This window comes from Dellaglioa sp. CoH-57-MRSF-22 (assembly GCF_056781895.1).
In genome coordinates this window covers 323,892-341,003 of sequence record NZ_JBXAXT010000002.1, presented here as the reverse complement: position 1 = coordinate 341,003, position 17,112 = coordinate 323,892, and the positions used below count along the sequence as shown (strand labels likewise).

Annotated in this window: 16 protein-coding genes and 1 tRNA gene; 16 read left to right on the top strand and 1 reads right to left on the bottom strand. The window is 33.1% G+C overall.

Annotated features, from left to right (window positions below):
• Nucleotides 1-28: 28 nt before the first annotated feature.
• The 3 genes from AC1RPR_RS03510 to AC1RPR_RS03500 all read left to right on the top strand — a co-directional run bounded on the left by AC1RPR_RS03510 (nt 29) and on the right by AC1RPR_RS03500 (nt 2,175).
• A complete protein-coding gene (locus AC1RPR_RS03510; RefSeq protein ID WP_409022730.1) occupies nt 29-469 on the top strand; it encodes a MarR family transcriptional regulator in 441 nt (146 codons plus the stop codon).
• 141 nt (nt 470-610) lie between these two features.
• Nucleotides 611-1,798 (top strand): acetate/propionate family kinase, encoded by a 1,188-nt coding sequence (locus tag AC1RPR_RS03505; RefSeq protein ID WP_481761169.1) that lies wholly within the window; start codon nt 611-613, stop codon nt 1,796-1,798.
• A gap of 182 nt (nt 1,799-1,980) precedes the next feature.
• Entirely contained in the window at nt 1,981-2,175 is a 195-nt protein-coding gene (locus AC1RPR_RS03500; protein WP_057973343.1) for a hypothetical protein, read from the top strand.
• Nucleotides 2,176-2,229: 54 nt separating this feature from the next.
• On the opposite strand, the gene AC1RPR_RS03495 is transcribed toward AC1RPR_RS03500, so the two are convergent.
• A complete protein-coding gene (locus AC1RPR_RS03495) occupies nt 2,230-2,850 on the bottom strand; it encodes a DedA family protein (RefSeq protein ID WP_481761170.1) in 621 nt (206 codons plus the stop codon).
• 156 nt (nt 2,851-3,006) lie between these two features.
• On the opposite strand from AC1RPR_RS03495, the gene AC1RPR_RS03490 reads away from it, so the two are divergent.
• The 13 genes from AC1RPR_RS03490 (at nt 3,007) to argS (ending at nt 17,107) form a co-directional block, all read left to right on the top strand.
• Nucleotides 3,007-3,840, top strand: a complete 834-nt coding sequence (locus tag AC1RPR_RS03490; RefSeq protein ID WP_481761171.1) for a LicD family protein — start codon at nt 3,007-3,009, stop codon at nt 3,838-3,840.
• A gap of 53 nt (nt 3,841-3,893) precedes the next feature.
• Nucleotides 3,894-4,085, top strand: a complete 192-nt coding sequence (locus AC1RPR_RS03485) for a hypothetical protein (protein WP_481761172.1) — start codon at nt 3,894-3,896, stop codon at nt 4,083-4,085.
• Nucleotides 4,086-4,101: 16 nt separating this feature from the next.
• Nucleotides 4,102-4,971, top strand: a complete 870-nt coding sequence (locus AC1RPR_RS03480) for an SPFH domain-containing protein (RefSeq protein WP_481761173.1) — start codon at nt 4,102-4,104, stop codon at nt 4,969-4,971.
• Between the two features lie 56 nt (nt 4,972-5,027).
• Nucleotides 5,028-5,480, top strand: a complete 453-nt coding sequence (locus AC1RPR_RS03475; RefSeq protein ID WP_409022804.1) for a YaiI/YqxD family protein — start codon at nt 5,028-5,030, stop codon at nt 5,478-5,480.
• Nucleotides 5,481-5,504: 24 nt separating this feature from the next.
• A complete protein-coding gene (locus tag AC1RPR_RS03470) occupies nt 5,505-6,869 on the top strand; it encodes an MATE family efflux transporter (protein ID WP_481761174.1) in 1,365 nt (454 codons plus the stop codon).
• A 47-nt stretch (nt 6,870-6,916) separates the two neighbouring features.
• Nucleotides 6,917-6,987 (top strand) — tRNA-Gly (locus AC1RPR_RS03465).
• A gap of 255 nt (nt 6,988-7,242) precedes the next feature.
• On the top strand, nt 7,243-8,898 hold the full coding sequence (locus AC1RPR_RS03460; RefSeq protein WP_481761400.1) for an ABC transporter ATP-binding protein: 1,656 nt from the start codon (nt 7,243-7,245) through the stop codon (nt 8,896-8,898).
• Entirely contained in the window at nt 8,898-10,667 is a 1,770-nt protein-coding gene (locus AC1RPR_RS03455) for an ABC transporter ATP-binding protein (RefSeq protein WP_481761175.1), read from the top strand. Before AC1RPR_RS03460 ends, AC1RPR_RS03455 begins: the two co-directional genes overlap by 1 nt.
• 186 nt (nt 10,668-10,853) lie before the next feature.
• On the top strand, nt 10,854-11,900 hold the full coding sequence (locus AC1RPR_RS03450) for a MupG family TIM beta-alpha barrel fold protein (RefSeq protein ID WP_481761176.1): 1,047 nt from the start codon (nt 10,854-10,856) through the stop codon (nt 11,898-11,900).
• A gap of 3 nt (nt 11,901-11,903) precedes the next feature.
• Entirely contained in the window at nt 11,904-12,794 is an 891-nt protein-coding gene (gene murQ / locus AC1RPR_RS03445) for an N-acetylmuramic acid 6-phosphate etherase (RefSeq protein WP_481761177.1), read from the top strand.
• A 21-nt stretch (nt 12,795-12,815) separates the two neighbouring features.
• Entirely contained in the window at nt 12,816-14,270 is a 1,455-nt protein-coding gene (locus tag AC1RPR_RS03440) for a PTS transporter subunit EIIC (RefSeq protein ID WP_481761178.1), read from the top strand.
• Nucleotides 14,271-14,297: 27 nt separating this feature from the next.
• Nucleotides 14,298-15,158, top strand: coding sequence for a MurR/RpiR family transcriptional regulator (locus AC1RPR_RS03435; RefSeq protein ID WP_481761179.1), 861 nt, complete (start codon nt 14,298-14,300; stop codon nt 15,156-15,158).
• Between the two features lie 257 nt (nt 15,159-15,415).
• On the top strand, nt 15,416-17,107 hold the full coding sequence (gene argS / locus AC1RPR_RS03430; protein ID WP_481761180.1) for an arginine--tRNA ligase: 1,692 nt from the start codon (nt 15,416-15,418) through the stop codon (nt 17,105-17,107).
• Nucleotides 17,108-17,112: the final 5 nt, after the last annotated feature.

Sequence of the window (17,112 nt, the reverse complement as noted above, 5' to 3'; positions counted from 1 at the left end):
AGGTAGAACATGCAGAGGAGAATTAGCAATGACAACAACTAAGTTAATGGATGACTATATTAGTATGTATTTAGGAACTTTTAAGAATGTGGAAGGATTCATTTCACAACCTACTAGTGAGTTTAATTTATCTTTTGAACAATTCTTGATTTTAAAAGATATCCATAGCACTGAAGATATAAGCATGGTTGATATCGCTAAAAAAAGAAATGTTTCAAGGAGTGCAATTGCACGCCAATTAAACGTACTAAAACAATTAAGATACATCTATCAAGAACAAGACACAGTTGATAGAAGAAGAATAAACCTACGCTTGTCTGATCAGGGTGCAAAAGTAGAACGAGTTGTGACTGAGTCAATTAAGAAACGGTTTGATACTTGGGTAAATGTTTTAGGTGAAGATAAGGCAGTTCTACTGCTTAGTTTAATGAAAGAATTCGGGCAAAAAATAATGGTAGACAGAAAATAAAATTCTGTGTACCATTTTTTGCTTGAAAGTGTTGTATGCGTTTTCTATAAGTAGTATATTAGTTTAATATACTACTTAAAAAAATAATTGTTTTTTAAGGATTAAATTAATACCAAATGAAATCATTATTGGAGGAAGAATATGACAAAAATTATTGCAATTAACGCAGGTAGTTCAAGTTTAAAATTCCAATTATTTAGCATGCCAGAGGAAACTGTTATTGCTAAAGGATTGATTGAAAGAATTGGACTTAAAGACTCAATTTTAACGATTAAATATGGTAACGGAAAAAAATATGAAGATGTATTAGATATCGACAATCATTCAGTAGGTGTACAGTTATTACTTAAATTATTGCTTCAATTGGATATTATTGCTGATTTTAATGAAATTTCCGGTGTTGGACATCGCGTTGTTGCTGGTGGTGAATATTTCAAAAAATCAACATTAGTAAATGCCGATACAATTGCAAAAATTAATGAATTATCTGAATTAGCACCATTACATAATCCAGCTAATCTTTTAGGTATCCAGGCATTTGAAGAAATCTTACCAGATGCAGTAAGTGTCGCTGTATTTGATACAGCCTTCCATCAGACGATGCCAGAAGAAAGTTACATGTACAGTGTACCTTATGAATGGTATGAAAAATATGCCGCAAGACGTTATGGTGCTCATGGGACAAGCGTTCGTTATGTCGTCTCAGAAGCCGAAAAACTAATTGATAAAGACCCTAAAGAGTTAAAATTAATTACATTACATTTAGGTGCAGGAGCATCAATTACAGCTACAGTTGGTGGTAAATCAATTGATACATCAATGGGCTTTACACCACTTGCTGGAATTACCATGGCAACACGTTCAGGTGATGTAGATGTATCGTTAGTTGCTTACATGATGAGACAATTAAAAATTACTGATATAGATGAAATGATTAATATTTTGAATCGTGAATCTGGGCTAGTTGGTATTTCAGGGATTTCTCCTGATATGCGTGATGTTAAAGCTCAATTAGGAAAAAATCCTCGTGCTGATTTAGCTGTTAAAATCTATGTTCAAAATATTATTAAATATATTGGTCAATACATTGCAGAAATGCAAGGGGTTGATGGTATTATTTTCACTGCTGGTCTTGGTGAGAATGATCGGATTGTACGTCGTCGCGTTATTGAACATTTAGCATATTTAGGTGTTGGCTTTGATGCTGAAAATAACGAAAAAATGGGTGAACAGGTTATGCTTAGCACGCCAGAGTCTGCCGTTAAGATTTTTGCGATACCTACTGATGAAGAATTAGTTATTGCACGCGATGTTCAATCATTAATGTAAAAATAACCATTTAAAATAGTAGCTTAAAATAAGAGGGATATCACATTGTGATGTCTTTTTTATTTTGTAACATAACGGTAATATTTAAAGGGTTAACAAGTTATTAAAAAAGTGTTAAATTAGACATTATAAATTATTATTACTGACAACAAGTTGTTGTCATCATTCGGAGGCGTAACTTAATGAGTAGGTGTAAACTTGATATTATGAGTGAGTATCAAGCAGCGATGCAAAAACTTGCTGATCTTAGAAGTAACATTGGAAACAGACAACAATCATCAATTCGAGATAGCTTTTTCCAAGAGGAAAAATCGCTTGAAAGAGAATGTTCTGAACTGAATATTCTATTAGAAGCTATCGATGTTGCGGAAGATTAATCCTACTTTTTGAGAAATAAAAGTAGTAAAAAACGATTAAATTCATAATTGAATTTAATCGTTTTTTTTGTTCCTATTTAAATTAATTAGTTTGTAGATTCCGAAGAACGAAACGATTAATAAGATGATACCAACTACTGTAGCAAAAATATCAACTGTTGCTGCAACTTCCGCCCAAGCATTCCCAGCAAATGCCCCAAGATAAATGAGGACAGTATTCCAAATTAATGTTCCAAAAAAGGTTAATGGAATAAAAAAACGTAATTTACATTTCGTAATTCCAGCGGGAATAGAAATTAAACTTCGAACAATGGGAACAAAACGGCCTATGAAAATAGCACGATTTTCATATTTTACAAAAAATTCAGTCGCTTTTTCAATATGGATAGGTTTTAGACCAAGCCAAGAACCATACTTACTGGCGAAAAATTGATTTAAACGTTCTGTACTTAAAAAGCGACCGATCGAATATAAGATTAAAGCCCCGATAGTCGCCCCAATAGTGGCAGAAATAATTAAACCAATTGGTGTAAGAGAACTTGAGAGCGTCATAAAACCTGCAAATGTTAAAATGATTTCAGAAGGAATTGGTGGGAAAATGTTTTCAATGGTGATCAGTAACGCAACACCTAGATAGCCATGTTGGCCGATTAAGTCAATTATGGTTTCTTGCATTTAGGCACCCCTTTTATTTAATAATTAAAGCATATCATGAGCCAAAGAAATAAAGTAATGAAAAAGGATTAGCTTAATAAAAATTAAATAATTTTCGTATTCAGAGTTAAATTTGGTACAATTGAAGAAAGAATAAGACGATTTAAGGTGGTAAAAATGAAAATTGAAGAATTACACAAGGTAGAATTAGATTTAATCCGGGAAGTCGTTGAAATTTGTCAAAAAAATAATATAAAGTATTTTATGATTGGTGGCAGTTTATTAGGTGCGGTCAGACATCAAGGGTTTATTCCATGGGATGATGATGTCGATATTGGAATGGTAAGGGATGACTACGATCGATTCTTACAAATCGCTCCCCAAGAGATTAGCCAGCCTTATTATTTTCTACAAACTGATCAAAGTGATCCAAACTATGCATTTGGATATGCAAAACTACTTGATGAATCTATTCATGTTGAAGAGAAAAGAAATATTAATGACGCTAGAAAAGGTGTTTTTGTAGATATTTTTCCTTTTGATAAAGTCCCAACAGGTGATGTCGAACGATCTATTCAACAATCAAAATATCGATATCTTAACGCGAAAATTCTTTTATTGAGCAATTATCGTTTAATGGATACTGAAATTAACGCAAAGATTAGAAAATTACAACCTGATCAAAGTCGTAAAACCAAAGAGTATAAAGAAAAAAGAGACGAACTAGTAAGAACCTATAATCAAGATGACACCATTTCAGAATATAAAAATTTAGCTTCACAATACTCATATGAAAAAGAATTACTATCAGAAAAGGAATTAGCAGCCGTGATTCAAGTTCCTTTTGAGAACCTTACGGTAACTATTTTAAGGGCATATGATGCAATTTTAAGCCGTTTATATGGTGATTATTTACAATTACCGCCTGAAAGTAAACAGATTGAAAAGCATATTGAAAAAGTGACTATTTTAGATCGAAATGATTTTACTTTTGATAATGAAATTGATTGATTTTATGACGTAAATGAGATACGTTTAAAGATGACAAATGGAGGTGCTTTCATATGGATAGAAAATCAATTATTGACGAGCGGTTGCTTAACCGGGAATTTACAATTGACAGTAAAAATATTCATGGCACGGTCGAGTTTTTTGGTATCTACTATCATTATTTTAGTGATGAAACATTAGTAAGTGGAGATGTTGTTCGAATCATTAAAACACATGTTGAAGGGTTAGACGTTAAAAAAATATAAAGGTGGTTAAATTATTATGTTGGGACTTTTAGTCGTTATTATTATTGTTATATTATTGGTCATGATTTTACCAGCAACTATCCGAATTATTAGACAACCGCATCAAGGTGTTGTTATAACTTTAGGAAAATATGAAACAACATTAGCTCCAGGCTTACATTTTATTAAACCATTTATTTCTTCAGTAATTCGTGTTAGTACGGCACAACAACCTTTAGATCTTGATAAACAAGTTGTGATTACAAAAGATAATGCTGAAATTGAAGTTAAAATTTCATTGAAGTATCACGTTACTGACATCCAAGATTTTGTGTTTAAAAATGAAGACTCTGTTCGTAGTATGATTCAAGATACACGTGCCTCTTTGCGTGGCATCATTGGTAATAAAATGTTAGATGAAGTTTTGAATGGAACGCAAGAAATTAATCGCGGTTTGTTTGGCGAAATTTCTAATGTGACAGCTGGTTATGGATTAAATGTTGATCGAATTAATATTGATACAGTAAAACCTTCAGTTGAAATTCAAGATTCAATGAATAAGTTATTGAAAGCCGCTAGAAATCGTGATGCTACTGTTGCTGAAGCAGAAGGTTACAGTAAATCAGTTGCACTAAAAAATAAAGCTGATAATGATGCATGGGTTAATTCAGCCCAAGCAAAGGCTGAAGCAGTTAAAAAGACGGCCGATGCTGAAGCATACCGAATAGATGCAGTTAATTTATCATTAAATAAAGTTGGTAATGGTTATTTTGTTAGCCAAAATATTGAGGCTTTTAAAGAATTGGCCAAGAGTGACGCAAATACAGTTGTTATGCCAAGTAATGCGATAGATAGCTTAGGTCAAATTCCAGCAATTAATGCATTATTAAAACCAGAAGCTAAATAAAACTTTCAAGAGGTTATTCCTTGGAAGTTTTTTTACTAGGAATGAGAGTGGTTAATTTGAAAATTATTATTGATGGGGATGCGTCTCCTGTGAAAAATGAAGTTATAGCTGAAGCCGAACTACGGAATATCAGTGTGTTGCTAATTACAAGTACGCCACATTTCTCAACTAAAAAGTATCCTGAAAATGTTTCGGTTAGCTATGTTGATCAAGGTCCAGATGCGGCAGATTATAGAATTGTAAAGTTAGCTGAAAAATCAGATGTTGTGATTACACAAGATTACGGACTAGCTTCTCTTTTATTACCAAAAGGTGTGATTGTGATGCATCATAAAGGATTTGAATATACAGATACCAATATCGATAGTATGTTGGATTCAAGATATTTAAGTGCAATGGCAAGGAAATCAGGTCAACGTACGAAGGGTCCAAGCGCCTTTTCAAACCAGGATAGGGCTAACTTTAAAAAAGCATTTATTTTATTATTGAATGAAAAAGGAATTAAATAAATATAAAGAAAAGAAGGGTCTTATTTGCGATCGTTAACATCGGGTAATCCAGCAAAATTAATTTTTATGTTTACTATACCATTATTGGTTGGTAATTTATTTCAACAATTATATAGTATTTCTGATACGTTGATTGTTGGACAAACTTTAGGCGTGGATGCACTAGCTGCAGTTGGTTCGACCGGGAGTATTCAATTTTTGATTATTGGATTTGCACAAGGGTTAACTGCAGGTTTATCTATTATTACGGCACAACGATTTGGGGCAAAAGATTATCGTGGTGTTAGAAAAAGCTTTGCAGTGGGACTTTTGATTAGTCTAATTGCAACGGTAATTTTAACAGCGGTTAGTTTGTTTTTTGTAAAAGATATTTTAACACTTATGAAGACACCACCAGAAATATTTGATGATGCACAAACTTTTATTAGTATCATTTTTGGTGGAATATTTGCTTCAATGGCATTTAATATTTTATCTAATATTATTAGGGCGCTAGGGGATAGTCGCACGCCATTATACTTTTTAATTTTTGCCAGCATTATTAATGTTGGTTTAGAATTATTATTTATTTTGGTATTTCATTGGGGAGTTGCTGGCGCTGGTATTGCAACTATTATTGCGCAATCATGTTCCGTTGTATTCTGTTTAATTTACATTTATCGAAAAATTCCCGTCTTACATATTGGTCGACACCATTTTAGAGAAATCACGATGAAAGATGTTAACCAACACCTTTATGTGGCTCTACCAATGGCCTTTCAAGCTTCAATAATTGCGATTGGTGCAATTATGCTACAGTCAGCTTTAAACGGTTTAGGAACGACAGCAGTTGCCAGTACCACGGCAGCGTCTAAGATTGATCAATTATCAACACAACCAATGATGTCATTTGGAATTGGGATGGCAACTTTTACTGCCCAAAATTATGGCGCAAAAAAATATGGTCGTGTTTTAGATGGTGTAAAAAAGTGTCTATTAATGTCTGGAACATTCAGTATCGTTGCAAGTCTTTTAGTTATTTTATTTGGACAACAATTAGTTACACTGTTTGTTGGAAATAATGCACCAAAAGTTGTTGCATTATCGCAGGTTTATTTTAATATTAATGGGTCATTTTACTTACTTTTGTCAGTACTGTTTGTCATTAGATACACGTTACAGGGACTGGGACAAAGCATCGTACCAACAGTTGCTGGAGTTGTAGAATTACTGATGAGATCATTTGCAGCTATCTTTTTAGCTGGTGCTTTTGGGTATGCAGGAGCTTGTTTTGCAAATCCATTAGCCTGGGGTGGGTCATGTATTGTACTGATTTATTCATATATGAAGGCTGTACAAAATTTGAGACGTTTAGATTTTGAACAAAAGGCTGAAAATAAACATGCTTAATTAGTTATGACAAAAGTACGGAAATATGCTATACTAATCAACGTTCTGCGGGCGTAGTTTAGTGGTAAAATTCCAGCTTCCCAAGCTGATGTCGCGAGTTCGATTCTCGTCGCCCGCTTAAAAATGAATAAGATAATTATATTGAAACCAAGATATTTAATCTTGGTTTTTTTTTGTAAATTTTAACTGACTAAATAGAATATAATTAGTCAAAATGATTGCAATTAAGCGTTATTTTTGCTAAGTTTAGTAACTGATATTAGTTTTTTTGTATAAAAAAACATGGAACTGGACAGAATTGAGGGGGAAAAAAGTGGATATTTTATTAAAACATGCTAAAAAGTATCGGGTAGATATTTTTTGGGCAGTCGTCATGGTGGTTATCATGGCAATTTCAACATTGTGGCAACCTAAATTGTTACAAAAAGTAATTGATGCTATTTTAAAGGACCAGGGTGATAAAATCACGACACTTGGTTTGTACTTGATTGGAGTTGCTGTTATTGGATTGTTGGCAGGTGTTGTGAATACAATTCTATCAGCAAAAGTAGCACAATCAATGAGTGCAGATATTCGTGAAACTGCTTTTAGAAAGATTCAAACATTTTCTTTCAGTAATATTGAACGATTCCAAGCAGGGAATATTGTGGTTCGTTTAACCAATGATATTACCCAAATTCAAACGTTAATTATGACAATTTTACAGACATTAATTCGAGTGCCCATTTTATTTATCGGTGCATTCATTTTAGCTATGAATACAATTGCGGATTTATGGTGGATTATTGTTATTTTAATTGTCTGCGTGTTAGGTATTTCAATGTTAACTTTCGGTCGCATGGGACGCCATTTTGGGTTAATGCAAGGCTTAATTGATCGAGTAAATGAGTTAGCCAAAGAAAACTTGATGGGTGTGCGTGTTGTTAAGTCATTTAATCAAGAAAAAAATGAAGAAAAACGTTTCGATAAGGTTTCAGATGATTTAAATGCACAAAATATCTATGTTGGAACTCTATTTGCTGTTTTAATTCCAGCATTTACATTAATTGGAAATATGGCTGTCGTTGCCGCAATTTATTTTGTAGGTGATTTAGCTAAAGCAGATCCAAGTACAGTTACAGCTATTACTTCGTTTGTTAATTATTTAATGCAAATCATGTTTGCCATTATTATTGGTGGAATGATGATGACGTTTAGTGCTCGTGCAATGGTTTCAATTAAACGACTACGCGAAATTTTAGATGAAGAACCAGATATTTATTACCAAGATGTTCCAGAGGAAGATTTATCGGGATCTGTTAGTTTTGAAGATGTCTCATTCTCATATGAAGGCGATGATAAACCAACACTTAAACATGTTAGTTTTGATGTTAAACCTGGAGAAATGATAGGAATTGTTGGTGCAACTGGTTCAGGTAAATCAACTTTAGCCCAAATGATTCCACGATTATTTGATCCCCAAGAAGGAATGATCAAAGTTGGTGGTGAGAATTTAAAGGATGTTAATGAAAAATCGCTTCGTAAAACAGTAGCATTTGTTTTACAAAAGGCTATCCTATTTTCTGGCACAATCGCAGACAACTTACGTCAAGGTAAAGAAGATGCCAACGAGAAAGATATGGATATGGCCAGTCAAATCGCTCAGGCATCAGAATTTATTAATCGATTACCAGAACGTTATGATGCAGAGGTTGAAGAACGTTCAGCTAACTTCTCAGGTGGTCAAAAACAACGTTTATCAATTACGCGTGGTGTTATTGGTAAACCTAAAATCTTAATTTTAGATGATTCAACATCAGCACTTGATGCTCAATCAGAAAAATTAGTCCAAAAAGCATTAAATAATGAATTGAAAGAGACAACAACATTTGTTATTGCCGAAAAAATCTCATCTGTGATTAATGCGGATCGTATTTTTGTTATGGATGACGGTAAATTAGTTGGCGAGGGGACACATAAAGATCTCGTTGAAAATAGTCAAATTTATCAAGAAATTTATAACACTCAAAAAGGAAAGGAGACTGTCTAATGAAAGATATGAATAGATCGATGGCATTCTTCTTCCACTACTTGAAAAGCTATAAATTAGGTTTTACAGTTATGACTGTTGCAATTATTGCATCGACATACTTCCAGGTAAAAGCACCTGTGTATATGGGAAAAGCAATTACGGCATTGGCAGACTACGTAATTGGTTTAACAAAAGGAGTGAGTGATAAAGGAAATTTTGTTAGCTCATTGTGGATGTTATTCTTATTTTATATTTTTTCAATTGTAGCAATGTTTTTCTCAAATATTATTGTCACGTTCATTACAGGAAACTCGACAAATAGAATGCGAAAAGGGCTATTTGGAAAATTACAAAAAATGACAATTCGATTCTTTGATTCACATAAAGATGGGGATATTTTAAGTCGTTTTACAAGTGATTTGGATAATATTTCGAACGCAATGAATCAAGCCTTAGGACAAATTATGAGTAATATTGCTCTAATGATTGGGATTATCATTATGATGTTTCAACAGAATGTTCAGCTTGCCTGGGTTACGATTGCTTCAACGCCTATCGCGTTACTTCTTGCGGTCATTTTAATTTCTAAAACACGTAAGTATGTTGATATACAACAAAAAGAAGTTGGAAAATTAAATGGCTATATTAATGAAAAAATTAGTGGTCAAAAAATTGTAATTACTAACGGGCTTCAAAAAGAAGCTATTGATGGTTTCTTGCCATATAACGAAAATGTTCGTAAAGCAACGTTTAAAGGACAAGTCTATTCAGGGATGCTTTTCCCAGTTATGAATGGCCTCTCGTTGGTTAATACAGCCATTGTTATCTTCTTTGGTAGCTGGTTAGCACTGAACGGTGATATGGGCCGTACAACGGCTTTAGGACTAGTTGTCGTGTTTGTTCAATACTCACAACAATTTTACCAACCAATATCACAAATTTCTTCATTGTATAGTATGTTCCAACTTGCTATTACAGGTGCTAGTCGACTGAATGAAATGTTTGATGAACCAGATGAGGTCAACTCAACTGATAAGCAAAAATTAACGGGTCTAACAAATGGTGTTAAGTTAAGAAATGTTAATTTTGGTTATAATGCTAATAAAGAAATTTTACATGATGTATCAATTAATGTTGATAAAGGTGAAATGGTAGCTTTAGTCGGACCAACTGGTTCAGGTAAAACAACAATTATGAATTTATTGAATCGATTCTATGATGTTACAGGTGGTTCAGTTGAATTTGATGGCGTAAATGTTAAGGATCTTGAACTTCAAAGTCTTCGTGATCATGTTGGGATAGTTCTTCAAGAAAGTGTATTATTCTCAGGAACAATTCGTGATAATATTGTCTTTGGTAAACCTGAAGCATCAGATGAAGATATGATTTCTGCCGCTAAGCAAGCTAATATTCATGATTTTATTATGAGTCAAGAAAATGGCTATGACACGACAGTATCGGATGAAAACTCTGTGTTTTCAACTGGCCAAAAACAATTAATTAGTATCGCAAGAACAATTTTAACTAATCCTACGTTATTAATTTTGGATGAAGCGACTTCTAATGTTGATACAGTGACAGAAGCTAAAATTCAAAAAGCAATGGATACAGTTATTCAAGGGCGTACTAGTTTTGTAATCGCACATCGCTTGAAAACAATATTAGATGCTGATAAAATTGTTGTTCTGAAGGACGGTAAGGTTATTGAACAAGGTAACCATCAAGAATTATTGGATCAAAAAGGATTCTATTCTGAACTTTATAATAATCAATTTGTATTTGAATAAAACAGTGAAAAAATCTTTCAAGAATACTTTATATAAAGTATTCTTGAAAGATTTTTTATTTTAAATTAAGATATAAAGTAACAAAAAAAACAAAAAATAAATATATTTAATTGTAATTTTATATCATTCAAGGTATGATGTAACCAGTTAATGATAACGCTTTCTTTTATGAATGGAGGAGATATTATGTTGGGTTTTTCAATTTATTTAGGTGATAAGATTGACGATGATACAAAAAAATATATTGAAGTAATGCGTAAATCAGGATTTAAGGGTATTTTTACTTCATTACATATTCCTGAAGAAGATAGAAAAAAAACTATTGATGAATTAAAAACTTTGGGGAATTTATGTCTTGAAAATAACTTGAAATTAATGGTTGATATTTCAGAAAAAAGTTTAAAATTATTGGAATTTGATTTGAAAACTGCTGGAATTACTGGTTTAAGAATTGATTATGGGATTAGTATGGAAAAAATAGCTGAATTATCAAATAATATAGATATTGGATTAAATGCTAGTACGATTTCAGAGCTGGATATTAAGCAACTAGTTGATAATCATGCAAATTTTAAGAATATTGAAGCATGGCATAATTATTATCCTCGACCAGATACGGGATTAGATGACGAATGGTTAAAAAATAAGAATCATTGGTTAAAAAAATCAGGATTTACTACGATGGCGTTTGTGGCAGGAGATAAAATATTTAGAGGGCCAATTGGAAAGGGATTACCAACATTAGAAAAACATCGAAATTACAATGTATTGGCTGCAATGATAGATTTAATTGAGAATAATTATACTGATGACGTTTATATCGGTGATCCGCGAGTTTCACAAAGAACAATTAGTAAGATAGTTAACTATTTTACTAATCAAAGTATAGAAATAGATATTGAAAGTAGTTCGCATGAACTTGATAATATAGCATGGCATAATCGTGCTGACGTGGCTAGGGATGTTGTAAGGTTAGAAGAAAGTCGGATAAGAAATCAATTCACTATTGAACCAATAAATAATGAAGATGCTCGAACGAGAGGTACTATAACGCAAGATAATATGTTATATGGGAGATATACTGGAGAAATACAGATAGTGAAAAATAATTTACCAATTGATAAAAAAGTAAACCAAATTGGTACAGTTAAAAGGACAGACTTGGATTTAATTGACTATATAGGAGCAAAACAAAAAATAATATTTAATAATACAATTATAAAAGAGGGATAAAATATGGATATTACAAAATTAGTAACGGAAACTAGAAATGAACAAACTATGAATTTAGATGAGTTAAAATGTTCTGAAGTTGCAAGAATAATGAATGAAGCCGATATGACAGTTCCTAAAAGCGTAGAAAAAGAGTTATCGCAAATTAATGAAGCAGTTAGTAAAATTATTGAATCATTTAATAGTGGAGGCCGTTTAATTTATATGGGTGCAGGAACTAGTGGTAGATTAGGTGTCTTAGATGCTGCTGAATGTGTACCAACATTTGGAACAAATCCTAGCATGGTGCAAGGATTGATTGCTGGTGGTATGAAAGCAATGACTGTGGCAGTTGAAGGTGCCGAAGATTCAAACGAATTGGGTAAGTTGGATTTGGAAAATATTTGTTTAACAAAATTAGATACAGTAGTTGGAATTGCAGCAAGTGGTAGAACACCATATGTTATTGGGGGTCTTGACTACGCTAAACATCTTGGTGCGAACACAATAAGTCTGGCTTGCAATAAGGAATCAATTATTGGACGGCATGCTGATACGGCTATTGAGATTGAAGTGGGACCAGAGATATTGACTGGGTCTACTCGTTTAAAATCAGGAACGGCACAAAAATTAGTATTAAATATGTTGTCGACAATTTCGATGATTGGAATTGGAAAAATATATAAAAATTTAATGGTCGATGTTAGACCAACGAATGAAAAATTAGTTGAAAGATCAAAGCATATTATTATGGATGCAACTGGAGTAAGTTATGAACAAGCAAAATTAACATTTGAATTAGCTGAACATGATGTCAAACTTGCAATAGTTATGATTCTAACGGATAACGATTTGAATCAAGCTAAAGAAAAATTAAAGAAGGCTCATGGTTTTGTTAGGGAAGCAATCAAATAAAATATTTGGAGGGGTTAAATTATGGCAGACAAAAAAATCGAAAAAATTGCAAATGAAATTTATGATAATGTAGGGGGGCCAGACAATGTTGAAAAATTAATTCATTGTATGACTCGAGTTAGGATGACAATTAGGGATGAAGATAAAGTAGATATTGAAAAATTGAAAAATATCGATGGTGTCATGGGTGTTGTTGAAGATGATACTTTGCAAGTGGTAGTTGGACCTGGTACAGTCAACAAAGTTGCAGATGAAATGGTAAGACAAGTAGGGGTTAAATTAGGCGAACCTTTCCCTTTGAAGAACGTAGTACAATCAACTCAAATGACTGATAAAGAATTGGTTGAGAGCAAAGCTGCTAAAGTAAAAGCAGAACATAAAGCTAAACAAAAGCAAACGCCAATAAAAAAGGTGCTTAAAGCAATTTCAAATATCTTTGTTCCACTAATTCCTGTATTTGTTGGAGCAGGATTGATTGGTGGATTGGCTGCTGTCCTTGGAAATATGATGGTTGCAGGGGATTTAAGTTCGAGCTGGACAGATTTTATTGCAGTTTTAAATGTTATTAAAAATGGTGTTTTCAGTTATTTAGTTATCTATGTAGGGATAAATAGTGCCAGTGAATTTGGTGCCACTCCAGGACTTGGTGGTGTTATCGGCGCTGTCACTTTGCTGAGTGGGGTAACCCCTGAAGCACCTCTCCATAATATCTTTAACGGTCAGGCACTAAGTGCTGGACAGGGTGGAATTATTGGTGTTATTTTTGCAGTGTGGGTATTAGCTATTTTAGAAAAAAGATTGCATAAATGGATTCCGGATTCTTTAGATATTATTATAACACCGACAATATCATTATTTGTTATTGGAATGATGACAATTTTCTTAGTAATGCCAGTTGCTGGGGTTGTTTCGAATTCTTTAGTTACATCAATTAACTGGGTCTTAGAAGTTGGTGGTGCATTTTCTGGTTTTGTTTTAGGGACTTTTTTCTTACCAATGGTAATGTTAGGATTACATCAAATTTTAACACCTATTCATCTTGAAATGATTGCTAAGTCTGGATCAACATTATTATTGCCAATTTTAGCAATGGCAGGAGCTGGACAAGTAGGGGCAGCAATTGCATTATGGGTTCGTTGTCGTAAAAATAAAAAATTAACAAATTTAATTAAAGGCGCTCTACCAGTCGGATTTCTAGGAATTGGGGAACCATTAATTTATGGGGTTATACTACCTTTAGGACGACCAATGATTACTGCTTGTCTTGGTGGCGGAATCGGTGGAGCGGTGATTGGTGGGATTGGTCATATTGGATCTATTGCAATAGGACCTTCTGGGGTAGCATTGATACCTTTAATAAGTAATGGACACTGGATTGGGTATATTCTTGGATTGCTTGCGGCATATGCGGGCGGATTTATTTTAACATTCTTTTTTGGTATTCCAAAAGATGCTATGATTGAGACAGAAGCATAAGACATACCATAAAAAGAGGTAAGAAGTATGGGTAATTATTTGTACACAATACAAGCAAATATGGATAAATACACAAAGGTAGAGCGAAAAATAGCACGGTTTATTTTAGAGCACCCTCAGAAAGTAATAAGAATGAGTACACAGAGTATGGCAGAGGTGGTAGGTGTCAGCACTGCAGCAATAACGCGATTTGGAAAAAGTATTAGTGATACTGGTTTTCCAGGATTAAAATTAGAATTATCAGCAGAAATCCAAGATGATAAATCAATGCTCGAGGAAATTAATCCTAAAGATGATTTAGTGACGACACAACAAAAATTAACCATGCGGATACAACATACGATTGAGGAATCAAATAAAACATTAGATGAGGAAGTCGTTAATGCTGCGAAGGTTATTGCAGAGTCAAAAATAATCTATGCGTATGGAATTGGAGCATCAGAAATTGTAGCTAAAGATTTCCAACAAAAATTTATTCGAGTTGGTAAGTCTGTTATAGAAACACTTGATACACATCTAATTGCCGTTGGATTATCGCAACTAAAAGAAGGAACAACTTTATTCTTGATATCAAATTCAGGGGAAAATACGGATGCAATTAAGTTAGCAAATCTTGCAAATCGACAAAAAATAAAAGTTATCGTTTTAACACATAATAAAAAAAGTACATTGGCCAAATTAGCTAATATTATTTTAGAACATGACGATAGTGAAGAAAATAAAAAATTCAGAAGTGCAGCGACTACTTCTTTAATTGCTCAATTATATGCAGTCGATCTTGTGTATTATTCTTTTGTATCAATTCATTTTGATGATAATGTTACAAGATTGACAGATTCAAGGGATGTCGTAAAGAAATATTTCACCAAAAGCAAACCTAAATTCTAAAAACACTATCTTTTATAATATTAATTTGTTACAATCAAACTATAAATTCGATGATAAAAGCTAGTAAACTAATTAATTTTAAAGCAAGTCTAGGTTGATGGAAGCTAGATAAAAGCGTTAGTTGAATCGTACTTTTTAGAAATAACTGAATATTTTGAGTGGATATTAATCAATTAGAGTGGTACCGCGGGAATTCTCGTCTCTTACATAATTATTTGTAAGGGGCTTTTTTTATACAATTTTAGGAGGAATGGATAATGAATTATAAACAACAAGTTGCACAAGCATTGGTTGCTATCGTTGATGGAAACCTTACTGAAGAAGAAATTATTGCCAAAATTGAAATACCAAAAAGTTCTGATATGGGGGATTATGCATTTCCAGCTTTTGCATTAGCTAAAGCATTTAGAAAAGCACCTCAGATGATTGCTAAAGACTTAGTAGAGAAAATTGATCAAAGTCAATTTGAGTCAGTTGCTGCAGTTGGGCCATATGTTAACTTTTTCTTGAATAAGGCTGCATTTAGTCAAGATATTATTGAACAAGTGCTTTCAAATGGCAGTGAGTATGGCGCATCTGATATTGGTCATGATGGTAACGTACCAATTGATATGTCATCACCCAATATTGCTAAACCTATTTCAATGGGACATTTACGTTCAACTGTGATTGGTAATTCAATTGCAAACATCTTGGCTAAAATTAATTATAATCCAATTAAAATTAATCATTTAGGCGATTGGGGAACTCAATTTGGTAAGTTAATTACTGCTTATAAATTATGGGGTAGTGAAGCAGAAGTTAAAGCTGATCCTATCAATAAATTACTTGAATACTACGTTCGTTTCCATAAAGAAGCAGAAGAAAATCCAGAGTTAGATGTTGCAGCTCGTGCATGGTTTAAAAAGCTCGAGGATGGCGATGAAGAAGCAATCGAACTTTGGACTTGGTTCCGTGCAGAATCATTATCAGCTTTCAATAAAATTTATGATATGCTGGGTGTCCAATTTGATTCATTTAAAGGGGAAGCCTTTTATAATGATAAAATGGGCGAAGTTGTGACAATGTTAAAAGATAAAAATTTGTTAAAAGAAAGCCAAGGCGCAGAAATTGTTGATCTTGAAAAATACGATTTAAACCCTGCCTTGATTCAAAAAACAGATGGGGCAACTTTATATATTACTCGTGATTTAGCTGCTGCTATTTACCGTAAACGGACGTATAATTTTGTACAGTCATTGTATGTTGTCGGAAATGAACAAGCTAACCATTTTAGACAATTAAAGGCTGTGTTAAAGGAAATGGGTAATGATTGGTCAGATGATATGCACCACATTCCATTTGGCTTAATCACACAAGGTGGTAAGAAATTATCGACTCGTTCAGGACGTGTTATTTTACTTGAAGAAGTTTTAGATGATGCTACAAGCCTTGCTAAAAAACAAATTCAAGATAAAAATCCTGACCTACCAAATGCTGAACAAGTTGCTAAAGATGTTGGTGTTGGGGCTGTTATTTTCCATGATTTAAAGAATGAACGTATGAATAATTTTGATTTTGTTTTAGAAGAAGTTGTTCGTTTTGAAGGTGAAACAGGTCCCTATGTCCAATATTCAAATGCTAGAGCACAAAGTATTATTCGTAAAGCGGGTGATGTTTCAATTAGTGAAAGTAACAATGAACTTTCTGATCCTGCTGCATGGGATACAATTAAGTTACTTGGTGACTTCCCTAAAATAATTAAACGTGCAGCTAAAGAATATGAACCATCAGTAATTGCTAAATACGCTATTCATTTATCAAGAGCATTTAATAAATACTATGCAAATTCAAAGATATTAGTTGAAGATGATCAAAAATTAGCTCGTTTAGCACTCGTTCAAAGTGTGAGCGTCGTTTTAACAGAATCATTAAGATTATTAGGCGTAAATGCACCAAAAGAAATGTAATTAAT

Bases quoted from the DNA above. Each gene is read 5' to 3' on its own strand.
- AC1RPR_RS03480 (WP_481761173.1), top strand. From the start codon at position 4,102: ATGTTGGGACTTTTAGTCGTTATTATTATTGTTATATTATTGGTCATG.
- argS (WP_481761180.1), top strand. From the start codon at position 15,416: ATGAATTATAAACAACAAGTTGCACAAGCATTGGTTGCTATCGTTGAT.
- AC1RPR_RS03495 (WP_481761170.1), bottom strand. From the start codon at position 2,850: ATGCAAGAAACCATAATTGACTTAATCGGCCAACATGGCTATCTAGGT.
- AC1RPR_RS03435 (WP_481761179.1), top strand. From the start codon at position 14,298: ATGGGTAATTATTTGTACACAATACAAGCAAATATGGATAAATACACA.
- AC1RPR_RS03485 (WP_481761172.1), top strand. From the start codon at position 3,894: ATGGATAGAAAATCAATTATTGACGAGCGGTTGCTTAACCGGGAATTT.
- murQ (WP_481761177.1), top strand. From the start codon at position 11,904: ATGGATATTACAAAATTAGTAACGGAAACTAGAAATGAACAAACTATG.
- AC1RPR_RS03500 (WP_057973343.1), top strand. From the start codon at position 1,981: ATGAGTAGGTGTAAACTTGATATTATGAGTGAGTATCAAGCAGCGATG.
- AC1RPR_RS03455 (WP_481761175.1), top strand. From the start codon at position 8,898: ATGAAAGATATGAATAGATCGATGGCATTCTTCTTCCACTACTTGAAA.
- AC1RPR_RS03505 (WP_481761169.1), top strand. From the start codon at position 611: ATGACAAAAATTATTGCAATTAACGCAGGTAGTTCAAGTTTAAAATTC.
- AC1RPR_RS03460 (WP_481761400.1), top strand. From the start codon at position 7,243: ATGGTGGTTATCATGGCAATTTCAACATTGTGGCAACCTAAATTGTTA.
- AC1RPR_RS03450 (WP_481761176.1), top strand. From the start codon at position 10,854: ATGTTGGGTTTTTCAATTTATTTAGGTGATAAGATTGACGATGATACA.
- AC1RPR_RS03510 (WP_409022730.1), top strand. From the start codon at position 29: ATGACAACAACTAAGTTAATGGATGACTATATTAGTATGTATTTAGGA.
- AC1RPR_RS03490 (WP_481761171.1), top strand. From the start codon at position 3,007: ATGAAAATTGAAGAATTACACAAGGTAGAATTAGATTTAATCCGGGAA.
- AC1RPR_RS03440 (WP_481761178.1), top strand. From the start codon at position 12,816: ATGGCAGACAAAAAAATCGAAAAAATTGCAAATGAAATTTATGATAAT.